8 protein-coding genes are annotated in these 7,282 nt (G+C 71.6%); 3 read left to right on the plus strand and 5 right to left on the minus strand.

Going from position 1 to position 7,282, the window contains the following annotated elements; translation table 11 throughout:
• The coding region (locus Q0588_RS07900) for a bifunctional 4-hydroxy-2-oxoglutarate aldolase/2-dehydro-3-deoxy-phosphogluconate aldolase (RefSeq protein ID WP_298745359.1) at window positions 1-555 on the plus strand (555 nt) is incomplete at its 5' end.
• Window positions 556-643: 88 nt separating this feature from the next.
• Here the strand turns inward: Q0588_RS07900 and Q0588_RS07905 are convergent.
• From Q0588_RS07905 to Q0588_RS07920, 4 genes are all read right to left on the minus strand, one after another.
• A complete protein-coding gene (locus tag Q0588_RS07905; protein WP_298745362.1) occupies window positions 644-1,486 on the minus strand; it encodes a ribokinase in 843 nt (280 codons plus the stop codon).
• 155 nt (window positions 1,487-1,641) lie between these two features.
• Entirely contained in the window at window positions 1,642-2,310 is a 669-nt protein-coding gene (locus tag Q0588_RS07910) for an OmpW family outer membrane protein (RefSeq protein WP_298745363.1), read from the minus strand.
• Window positions 2,311-2,433: 123 nt separating this feature from the next.
• Entirely contained in the window at window positions 2,434-3,381 is a 948-nt protein-coding gene (locus tag Q0588_RS07915) for a nucleoside hydrolase (protein WP_298745365.1), read from the minus strand.
• 40 nt (window positions 3,382-3,421) lie between these two features.
• Entirely contained in the window at window positions 3,422-4,084 is a 663-nt protein-coding gene (locus Q0588_RS07920; protein WP_298745367.1) for an amino acid racemase, read from the minus strand.
• Window positions 4,085-4,164: 80 nt separating this feature from the next.
• On the opposite strand from Q0588_RS07920, the gene Q0588_RS07925 reads away from it, so the two are divergent.
• On the plus strand, window positions 4,165-5,433 hold the full coding sequence (locus tag Q0588_RS07925; RefSeq protein ID WP_298745369.1) for a DUF819 family protein: 1,269 nt from the start codon (window positions 4,165-4,167) through the stop codon (window positions 5,431-5,433).
• A gap of 15 nt (window positions 5,434-5,448) precedes the next feature.
• Window positions 5,449-6,063 (plus strand): hypothetical protein, encoded by a 615-nt coding sequence (locus Q0588_RS07930; protein ID WP_298745371.1) that lies wholly within the window; start codon window positions 5,449-5,451, stop codon window positions 6,061-6,063.
• A gap of 5 nt (window positions 6,064-6,068) precedes the next feature.
• On the opposite strand, the gene Q0588_RS07935 is transcribed toward Q0588_RS07930, so the two are convergent.
• Window positions 6,069-7,067: a D-cysteine desulfhydrase gene (locus tag Q0588_RS07935; RefSeq protein WP_298745373.1), complete on the minus strand. Its 999-nt coding sequence runs from the start codon at window positions 7,065-7,067 to the stop codon at window positions 6,069-6,071.
• Window positions 7,068-7,282 lie beyond the last annotated feature (215 nt).

Below are 7,282 nucleotides of genomic sequence, written 5' to 3' on the forward strand. Positions count from 1 at the left end.
GCGCCGGTCATCGAGTTCACCAACCGCGGCGACTTCGCCGTCGACCTGTTCGGCGACATCGCCCGCGAGCTGCGGAACAGCGACCCCGACGTCATCCTCGGCATCGGCTCGGTCGTCGACGCCGGCACCGCCGCCCTCTACCTCAACCGCGGGGCGCGCTTCGTGGTCAGCCCCTGCCTGGTCCCCGAGGTCGCCCGGGTCTGCAACCGGCGGATGACCGCCTGGTTCCCGGGCTGCGGCTCGGTCACCGAGATCGGCCAGGCCCACGAACTGGGCTGCGACATCGTCAAGCTGTTCCCGGGCGCCAGCGTCGGCGGTCCCGACTTCGTCAAGGCCGTGCTCGGCCCGATGCCGTGGACCAGGATCATGCCCACCGGCGGCGTCGACCCCGACGAGGCGTCGATCGCCAAATGGTTCGGCGCCGGCATCGTCGCCGCCGGCATGGGCTCGAAACTGATCACCGACGCCGCCGTCAAGGCCGGCGACTGGGCGGGGATCGAGGCCAACGTCCGCAAGACCGTCGACGCCATCGCGGCGTTCCGCGCTCAGAAGTGATGAGTGGTTGGTGATTAGTGGTTGCTGGTTCGCCGGTGGCGCTTGCTGCGCGCGGTCGTCCCGTCCGCCCCAAACCACTAGTCACTAATCACCCCAGCAGCGCCTCGACCTCGGCCCGGGTCGGCAGCGACGGCTGGGCCCCCGCCCGCGTCGCCGCCAGCGCCCCGGCGGCGCAGGCAAACGTCAGCGCCGCCTCCGGCTCCATCCCCTCCAGCAGGGCCACGCAGACGGCCCCGACGAAGGCGTCCCCCGCCCCGGTCGCGTCCACCGCCGTCACCTTCGGCGGTGCGGCCCGGGCGATCTCGGCGCCCCGCTGGTGCATGACGGCGCCCCTCGCCCCCAGGGTCGTCACCACCCTCCCGCCGCCCTGGTGCAGGGCCGCGCCGTAGAAGGCCGCCTCGGTCTCGTTGACGACGATCAGGTCGGCCCGGCGCAGCAGCTGATCCGACACCGGCGCGGCCGGGGCCAGGTTGACGCAGACGAAGTCCGCGGCCCGCCCGACCGCCGCCTCGACCGTCTCGACCGGCAGCTCCAGCTGCACGATCAGCGGTCCCTCGATCCGGGCCGGCAGCTGCTCCGGCGTCACGAAATGGTTGGCCCCGGCCGCCACCACGATCTGGTTCTCGCCCCCGGGATCGACCGCGATCAGGGCCACGCCCGTCGGCGCCGCCGGATCGACCTCGAGCGCCGACAGATCGACCCCGCCGGCGTCCAGCAGCGCCGTCGCCTCCCCGGCCATGGCGTCGTCGCCGACCCGCCCGATCAGACACACCCCGGCCCCCAGCCGCCGCGCGGCCAGCGCCTGGTTGGCCCCCTTGCCGCCCGGATGCCGGGCCAGAGCCGCCCCGGTGACCGTCTCCCCGGCGCGCGGCAGCCGCGGCGCGCGGGCGACGAGATCGAGATTGATCGAGCCGACGACGGTGATCCTCAAGACGCACTCCCCCGAACGCCGCGCCGCGCGGCCCGCCGGAAACTGTATAGCCCCCGTCCGGGCCGCGCCGCCGCCAGCGGGGCTGTTCGCCCCCTGGAGCCTGATTCACGGCATCGGCGGAATCGCGAAGCGAGTCCTCCTCAACCGGTCAGGCTCTAGAATTTGCGCCCGACGCCCAGCGACACGACCCAGGGATCGAGACCCACGTCGGCCTCCAGCGCCCCGCCATTGATCGTCGCCTGCGTGTCGAACCAGACTCGCTTGACGTCGAGGTTCAGCGTCCACGGTCCGGTCAGGGCGACATCGGCGCCCGCCTGCAGGGCGTAGCCGAAGCCGTCCTCCAGGTCGACCTCGAAACCGTTCCGATCCTCGCCCTCGAAGAACAGCATGTAGTTCACGCCCGCGCCGACATAGGGACTGACCCGCGCCCCGGGCGCCGGACGGTACTGCAGGGTCACCACCGGCGGCAGCACCCAGGTCTCGTGCACCGCCACGTCGGTCGCGCCGCCCCGGGCCCGGATCTCGTGCTGCGTCGCGCCGAGGATGGCCTCGACCGAGACATGGTCGGTCAGGAAATAGGTGAAGCCCAGCGTCGGCATGACGTCGTCGCCGACCGCGACATTCAGGCCGGTCGCCCCGCCCGCGGCCGTCGTGATGGCGTCATCGGCGTCGCTGGACACCTGCGTCACCCGCCCCGTCACGATCCAGTCGCCCTTGCGCGCGACCTGCCAGTCGCCATTCGTCTGCGCCAGGGCGCCGCCGGCGGCGCCGCTCGCCAGCGTCATCGCCAGGGCGGCGGCGGCCAGCGTGATTTTCCGTTTCATCGTCGTCTTCCACGGCGCCGTCCGGCGGCGACATGCGGCCGGTGAAAGCGTCGGAACGGCTCATGGGCGCGCGGGGCGGTCCGGGCCTTGCGCGGGCGCAAATCTTGGCCGTAACGGGCTGCGTCAGATTGTCCGGCCCGTCCCCACGGCGGCGGCGATCAGGGCGAACACCCCGTCCGCGTCGGCCGCCGTCGCCCAGCGGTGCGGCCGCCCCCCGGCCACAGCCTCGCGGAACTCCACCGCCGTATGCCCGCGGGTCAGCTCGCTGTCCGTCTCCACCCGGATCCGGCACGGGGCCAGTTCGAACAGCTCCGGCTTCAGCAGCCACGCCACCGGACACGGATCATGCACCGGCGGCGCGTCCCAGCCGACGATCTCGCGCTCGACCCGCTGCGAGAAGCGCAGCATCGCCGCCGCCGTCTCCGCCTTGGCGGTCCCGATCGCCTCCAGCGCGGCGATCCGCGTCTCCGTCGCCCGCACCTGGTGGGTGGCGTCCAGCCCGAACAGCACCACGTCGCAGCCGCTGGCCAGCACCTCGGCCGCGGCCTCGGGGTCGGACCAGACGTTGAATTCCGCCGAGGCGGTGATGTTGCCGCCCTCGGTCCGCGCCCCGCCCATCGCCGCCACCGGCCCGAGCCGTCGCGCCAGCCCCGGCTCGCGGCGCAGGGCCAGCGCCAGATTGGTCATCGGCCCCAGCAGCGCGAGGGCCACGGACCCGGCCGGGCGCCGCATCACCCGCTCGACGAGGGCGTCCGCCGCGTGTCCTTCTGTACACGGAATATCTGCCTCAAAGGGGGCCAGGTCGCCCAGGCCCTCGGCCCCGTGGAACTCGCCCGCCCCGGCCGGCGCGCGCCGCAACGGCCGGTCCGCGCCCATGAACACCGGCACGTCGCCGCGGCCGGCGATCTGGCGCAGCATCCGCGCGTTCCGCGCCGTCCTGTCGACCGGCGCATTGCCGGCCACGGCGGTGACGGCCAGCAGCTCCAGCTCGGCCGCGCCGAAGGCGAGCATCAGCGCCACGGCGTCGTCGACGCCCGGGTCGCAGTCGATGATCAGGGATTGTCTGTTCACGCCCGATCCATGGCCCGGCCGGCGCGGCCAGGCAACCGTCTCAGGCGCACGCCTTCACGCACGCCGCCGCCAGCACCTCGGCCGAATCGACCAGCGGCGCCGTCACCTCCCCGGCCTCGAGCAGCAGCGGCACCTCGGTGCAGCCGCCGATCACCGCCTCCGCCCCGGCCCCGACCAGCGCCGCCGCCAGCCGCCGCATCTCCGCCCGCGGCCCGTCGCTGAAATCGCCGGCCTTGAAGCCCAGCACCGCCGTCATGAAGGCCGCGCGGTCCTCGTCCGACAGCCGCACCGCCTCCAGCCCGGCTCCGGCCAGGGCTTCGGCGTACAGCGCCTCGCCGCCCGGCGTGGCCAGCACGCCGATCCGCCGCGCCCCGGTGTCCCGCGCCGCCTCGACGGTCAGCGCGATCATGTCGAGGAACGGCAGGCCCGCCGCCCGGATCGCCCCGGCGTGGGCGTGGGCGGTGTTGCACGGCATGGCCAGCACCTCGGCCCCCATGTCCCCCAGCCGGGCGGCCATCGCGCCCAGGGTCCGCCCGGCGGCCTGCGGCCGGGTGTGGCGGTTGGGCACCCGCGGATTGAGGTCGACGAGCATGTGGACGTGATCCTCGTCGCCGGCCGCCGGCGTCAGGGCCTGGACCCGCGCCATGAAGGCCGTCGTCGCGGCCGGTCCCATGCCGCCCAGCACCCCGAGCACCCTGCCCATCTCCGTCGCCTCCCTTTCGCCCGCGCCTTGCCATTCGGGCCGTCCGCCGCCCTTATGCGACGAAACGACCGGGAAACGCCATGCAGACCGAAGCCGGGGCCGCGACGGCCCTGATCACCAACGACGCCGTCGTGCTCGGCCTGCTGGCCGTCATTCTCGGCGGCGTGTTCTGGGCCTCGAACCTGTCGCACCCGTGGGTCAGGCGGTTCTTCACCGTCATCCCGGCCCTGCTGCTCTGCTACTTCCTGCCCTCGCTGCTGACCACCTTCGGCGTCGTCGATCCCGAGACCTCGCGCCTCTATTTCATCGCCTCGCGCTTCCTGCTGCCGGCCGCCCTCGTCCTGCTCACCGTCTCGGCCGACCTGCCGGCGGTGGTCGGCCTCGGCCCCAAGGCGCTGATCATGTTCGCCACCGGCACGGTCGGGGTGATGATCGGCGGCCCGGTCGCCCTGCTGCTGACCAGCTGGATCGCGCCGGAGCTGATGGGGGCCGGGCCCGAGGCCATCTGGCGCGGCATGTCCACCGTGGCCGGCAGCTGGATCGGCGGCTCGGCCAACCAGACCGCCCTCTATGAGATCTTCGGCGCCGGTCCCGACGTGTTCTCGATCTGGATCGCCGTCGACGTGGTCGTGGCCAACATCTGGATGGCCGTCGTCCTGTGGATCGCCGCCAACCAGCGCGCCATGGACAGGCTGTTCCGCGCCGACACCACCGCCGTCGACCGGGTCCGCGACAAGGCCGAGGCCTATGAGCTGGAAACCGCCCGCATCCCGGCGCTGAAGGACCTGATCTTCATCGTCGCCGTGGCCTTCGGCGCCGTCGGCCTGGCCCACGCCATCGCCGACCCGCTGGCCGTCTGGTTCGGCGAAACCTATCCGTGGGCCCAGCGGCTGTCGTTCGACTCCAGCTTCTTCTGGCTGGTGCTGATCGCCACCGTCATCGGCGTGGTCCTGTCCTTCACCGGCGCCCGCAGGCTGCAGGGCCCCGGCGCGGCCAAGATCGGTTCGGTCTTCGTCTATGTGCTGGTCGCCACCGTCGGCCTGAACATGAACATCGCCGCCGTCCTCGAGTCGCCGGTCTATTTCCTGATCGGCGGCGTCTGGATGCTGGTCCACGTCATCCTGATGTTCGCCATGGCCTTCGTGATCCGCTCGCCCAGCTTCTTCCTCGGCGTCGGCTCGATGGCCAACATCGGCGGCGCCGCCAGCGCCCCCGTCGCCGCCGCCGCCTTCCACCCGTCGCTGGCCCCGGTCGGGGTGCTGCTGGCCGTGGTCGGCTACATCATCGGCACGGCGGCCGCCTGGTTCACCGGCCTGGTGATGATGCAGATCGCGGCCGGGGCGGGGTAGGGGACCAGCGGGCACATGTCACGCCGCACCAAGTCTCATCCTTGGGCAAGTCACCCTGAGTTGCTCACATCAATCCGATCACCATGGGAGAAATTCCGAAAGGCCGACTGGAATTTCGCCCGCTACGAGACAGCCGTCTTCGCGCGCCCCTGCGACACCGAGGAGGTAATGTACTCGGCGTTAGACTATTGCGTCGCCATTACTGCGTTGCGCGATTGGACCCGGAAAACGCTCATTCGAGACGTGCGTCAGAGTGGGAAGGCGCTTCCGGTGGGTATGGCGACGGTCGAAGACTTCACCAAATTTGTCGGCGATCGTGTTCCTTGGCAGCCAGCGATCGAGGCGATCGCCAACACCGTCAAACACGCAGAGTATCGAGATACGGGGTGGCCAATGGGCATTGCGGCCCCAGCCACATTCGTCCCTCCGTCCCTCAAGGCAGGACATGACTCTTGTAAGGATGGCGTCGAACTCTTCGTGTTCATGCACAAGCACAGCGATGTGACTTGGTGGGATATTTCACTCCGCCAACATCCGAGTGATGAAGCGACGCCGGGCTACGTCGCGTTGGGGGATGCGCTAGATCAGTGGGGGACCATTCTTTCCGAACTCGGCTACCGCGAAGACTGACGCCCCTACAGCCCCGCCCCCACCACGCTCTCATAGCCGAACAGCCCCTGCGCCCCGCCGGTGTGCAGGAACACCACCGTCTCGCCCTTGAACCGCCCCGCCTTCGCCAGGGCGATCAGCCCCTTCATCGCCTTGGCGCTGTAGACCGGGTCCAGCACGATGCCGTCGGTCCGCGCCGCCAGCTTCAGCGCCTCGATCACCCCGTCATCGACCAGGCCATAGCCCTCGCCGACGTAGTCGCAGTCGGCTGCGACCATCGCCGCCGTCACCGCCTCCGGCCGCCCCAGCAGGGCCGCCGTCTCGCGGGCGAGCCTGAGCACCATCTCCTCCTGCCTGGCCTTCGGGGCCCGCACCCCTATGCCCAGCACCGGGATGTCGGCCCCCATCACCGCCAGCCCGGCCACCAGTCCGGCATGGGTTCCGGCGCTGCCCGTCGCCGTGACGATCCGGTCGACCGGCAGGTCCAGCTCGTCGGCCTGGACCACGATCTCGCGGGCGCAGTCGACATAGCCCAGCGCCCCGACCGGGTTCGAGCCGCCGCCGGGGATCACATAGGGCCGGCCGCCGCGCGCCCGCACCTCATCGGCCGTCGTCTCCAGCTCGGCCGGCATGTCCGATCCGCCCGCGACGAACCGCACCCCGGCCCCGAACAGCCGGTCCAGCAGCACATTGCCGTTGGCGACATAGTCGTGCGCCTTCGACCCGGTCCGCGCCTCCAGAATGACCTCGCAGGCCAGACCGTGCGCCGCCGCCGCCGCCGCCGTCTGGCGCACATGGTTCGACTGCACCGCCCCCTGGGTCACCAGGGTGTCGGCCTCCCGCTCGGAGGCCTCGCCGAGCAGGAATTCCAGCTTGCGCGTCTTGTTGCCGCCGCCGGCCAGGCCGGTGCAGTCGTCGCGCTTGATCCACAGCTCGACGCCCAGTTCCTCCGACAGCCGCGGCAGCGGTTCCAGCGGCGTGGGCAGGTGGGCGAGGCGGACGCGGGGGAAACGGGCGAGGTGCATGGGCTTGACTCCTTGATGCCCCTCGTCCCTAGCGCGATCGCCGCCCCCGCCCAAGCGCACGCCTGCAACGAGAAAAGTTCGCCCATCGTCCGGAACCGATCCCGCCGACCGCTGTTTATCGATCGGACCAAGCGGCGATGCGCGCTCGACTAGTCCACCAGCGGCCCGGCCTCTGCCACGCCCCCCCGACGCAGGCCGGGCCGCTACCTTCTCCG

The organism is uncultured Brevundimonas sp. (assembly GCF_937870815.1).
In the GTDB taxonomy this organism is placed as follows: domain Bacteria; phylum Pseudomonadota; class Alphaproteobacteria; order Caulobacterales; family Caulobacteraceae; genus Brevundimonas.

What these genes read in the sequence shown, in the direction of transcription:
- Q0588_RS07935 (WP_298745373.1), bottom strand. Translation starts at nt 7,067, where the DNA reads ATGCACCTCGCCCGTTTCCCCCGCGTCCGCCTCGCCCACCTGCCCACG.
- Q0588_RS07910 (WP_298745363.1), bottom strand. Translation starts at nt 2,310, where the DNA reads ATGAAACGGAAAATCACGCTGGCCGCCGCCGCCCTGGCGATGACGCTG.
- Q0588_RS07920 (WP_298745367.1), bottom strand. Translation starts at nt 4,084, where the DNA reads ATGGGCAGGGTGCTCGGGGTGCTGGGCGGCATGGGACCGGCCGCGACG.
- Q0588_RS07925 (WP_298745369.1), top strand. Translation starts at nt 4,165, where the DNA reads ATGCAGACCGAAGCCGGGGCCGCGACGGCCCTGATCACCAACGACGCC.
- Q0588_RS07930 (WP_298745371.1), top strand. Translation starts at nt 5,449, where the DNA reads ATGTCACGCCGCACCAAGTCTCATCCTTGGGCAAGTCACCCTGAGTTG.